The 3149-nt window shown below is 39.0% G+C and carries 2 protein-coding genes; both read right to left on the bottom strand.

What is annotated here, in order from left to right; all coding sequences use genetic code 11:
• Positions 1–901 (bottom strand): argininosuccinate synthase (gene argG / locus E7Z79_RS09620; RefSeq protein WP_303739721.1); only part of this gene is annotated, 901 nt, incomplete at its 3' end.
• Positions 902–1144: 243 nt separating this feature from the next.
• Positions 1145–3073, bottom strand: a complete 1929-nt coding sequence (locus E7Z79_RS09615; RefSeq protein ID WP_303739720.1) for an IGHMBP2 family helicase — start codon at positions 3071–3073, stop codon at positions 1145–1147.
• Between the last annotated feature and the right edge of the window lie 76 nt (positions 3074–3149).

The raw sequence follows: 3149 nt of genomic DNA, 5'->3' as shown, positions 1-3149 counted from the left end.
TTGACATGTATTCTGCAAATCTTAACTCGTCAGTGGTTAAAACTAATTCTTCTAATGCTTGGTGAGCTGCAATCAATAATTTAGCTCCAGGGGTTTCGTAGATTTCCCTACTTTTAATGCCGATCATTCTGTTTTCAATGGTGTCTACTCTACCGATACCGTGTGATCCTGCAATTTCATTTGCTTTTTGGATGATGTCGATTAATGGCATCATTTCGCCGTTGATTGCTACTGGAATACCTTCTTCGAATTCGATGGATACTTTTTCAGGTTCTGCTTTAGCATCTTCCCAGGAGGCAGTCCATTCGTAGATGTCTTCCGGAGGTTCGTTTGCAGGGTCTTCCAGGACATCTCCTTCAATTGCTCTTCCCCAGAGGTTTTCATCGATACTGTAGATTTTATCGTAATTTAGCTTGATTCCTTTGGATTCTGCATATTCCCTTTCTTCAGTTCTTGTCAGGTTCATTTCTCTGATTGGTGCAATGATATCCAAATCGGACATTGCGCGGATTACTGCTTCGAATCTGAATTGGTCGTTTCCTTTTCCAGTACAACCGTGTGCAATTGCAGTTGCTCCTTCTTTTTCAGCTACTTCGATAAGCTTTAGGGCAATTAATGGTCTTGCAAAGGCAGTGCTTAATGGGTATCCTTCATATTCTGCATTTGCTTTGATTCCGCGTGCGATGTATTCGTTTGCAAATTCTTCTTTAGCATCTATATTGTAGTGTTTTAATCCTCCAATGTTAGCTGCACTGGTTTTTGCTTTTTCCATTTCCTCTTCGCCTTGTCCTACGTCTACACATGCGGTAATAACTTCTACATTGTATTTTTCTTCTAATAATTTAACACAAACGGAGGTGTCAAGTCCTCCACTGAATGCTAAAAGTACTTTATCAGTCATAAAATCACCTAAAATAAAAATGAATTATCAAGAAATATTTATATTTTTAATACTATTTAATAATTATCTAAAAAAAAGTTGGCAGAAGAAACTCTTAATTGAGGGTAATAATTGAGGTTGAAAGTTATATGGGTTTTAAAAATCTTAAACCCCAATTAAGAGTCGATGAGACTAAGTATCTCTCATACTTTCATCTCTTGATTATACTTGTGTTTCTCATAGTATATAAAAGTTTAGGTATGCCTAAATTTTAACCAATAAGTTCTCATCCTCAACAAATTCTATGAGTCTTCTGTATGTTGGATTTGTCTTTAAGGTGTCCTTGTTTCCAATTATGATTAGTTTACGCTTGGCTCTTGTAATGGCAACGTTCAATCTTCTCAAATCATTTAAAAATCCAATATTTCCATTATCATTGCTTCTGACAGTTGAAATGATAATGATTTCCTTTTCCCTTCCCTGAAAACCGTCAACAGTCTTGACTTCAACGGGAGTGTTTTCCTGGATGATTTTAACCTGATCGGCATAAGGGCTGATTATACCAATGTCATCTTCACTGATGCCAGCATTCAAGTAATCACGGGCAATACTGACGCTAATGTCAGCTTCAAGTTCATTAACAATGGATTTTGAATCCTTAAGATGCATTTCATGATTGTCATCCACATCGGAAGTGTCAATGAAAAGCAATGCCTCCTCATCATGTCCGTATTCCATAAGGTCACTGATTGTTATCTCATCAACAAATGAAGCGCTTTTCAAGCCGTTGTTGTAGAACTCCCTGTTTGGAAACTTCATGAGCAGGCTGTTCATCCTATACTGCACATTCAGCAACTGGGACTTGTACGGATACATCTTGATTAGCTCTTCAAAGAGTGTTTTTTCCAATGCCCCTGCCCTTTCGCTGATTATGGTTGGAGGAAGCTGCTTGTGGTCTCCTGCAAGAATGAACCTGTGGGCCTTAGCGATAGGTATCAGGACACTTGGAATTGTTGCCTGTGAAGCCTCATCAATGATTGCAACGTCAAACTTGACTCTTGCAATTGATTCCAATGCTGCTGAGGAATTTGTTGCCAGGATGACATCGCTTTCCTCAATGATGCTTTTAATCATTCTGTTTTCAATTCTTTTTATCTCATCATGAGCCTCATCAATCTCCTGGTTGATTTCAATCCATTTGGCCATTGATTTGATTTTATCTGCACTCACTCCACGTGTTCCCTTGCCCTTTGATGCAAAATGCAGTATATCATAATCCCCAAGGCCCCGACGGTATTGTGGAGTCGGCTTGGTGTGGACCTTTCGCTTTTCAATCATATTGTCAATCTTTTTGTGGATTTTCTTGATTTTCTTGTTCAGCTTATGGTTTTCAACCTTATATGCCAAGGTTTGTGTAATGTTGTGCTTTGAAACCCTTTGCGGATGGCCCAATCTTGTCAACTTCAGTTTCTTATTGTCCATCAGCCTTTCAAGGATATTGTCAACTGCAGCATTGCTTTCGGCGGTTGCCAATACCTTATGGTTCTGCCTTGTCTCCTGTGAAATCAGCTCAACCAATGTTCTTGTCTTTCCGGTTCCGAATGGTCCGTGAATCAGATAGAAGTTTTCACATGACAATGCATTTTCAATGGCGGTCTTTTGAGACTCGTTAAGCGAATCGTCAATGTAGTTGATATAAGGGGTTGGACGGTTCTTTTTAGGATCCCTTTCGCTTAAAATGTATTCAAGAGCGTTTTTTCCCTTCAGGCTTAAATGGTTCAGGTTGTCTTCCATCCTCCTGAATGTGATGTCATTTGCGTATAGGTCAAGGCGCACCTTCTTTTTTATCGCCCATTTTGGAACACGCTTGTCAAAGGCCACCTTGATGAATCTTGCACCCTTTTCAGTGACAGTTCCGGTCAAATCGCTTCTCAACGGATTGTCAGTGCTGACCAGTACCATGTCTCCAACTGAAATTTCAGTGTCAATCACTTCCGGCCTTCCGAACTGAACAATCTGCAGACCTAGTTCCTTTCCTAAACTCTTTCCCTTAACCTTGTTGATTGCCCTGCCTAACTCTTCCCTTTTCTGACCTGACATTGTGCTTATTTCATGTGTCATAAGGTCAATTTCAGCATCTCTTTCATAATTGATTAGTCTGATTAAGTTTTTAATATATTTCTTCATTTTCATGCTTATTCTTAAATAAGAGTTTTACTGTATATTTAATTATGCATTTTAGAAAAATTGAGGAATTCGGCAATTTGGA

The organism is Methanobrevibacter thaueri (assembly GCF_015062905.1).
GTDB classification, from domain to species: Archaea; Methanobacteriota; Methanobacteria; order Methanobacteriales; family Methanobacteriaceae; genus Methanocatella; species Methanocatella thaueri_A.
Note: the sequence above shows the minus strand (reverse complement) of the source record. Positions and strands in the feature narration are given on the sequence as shown.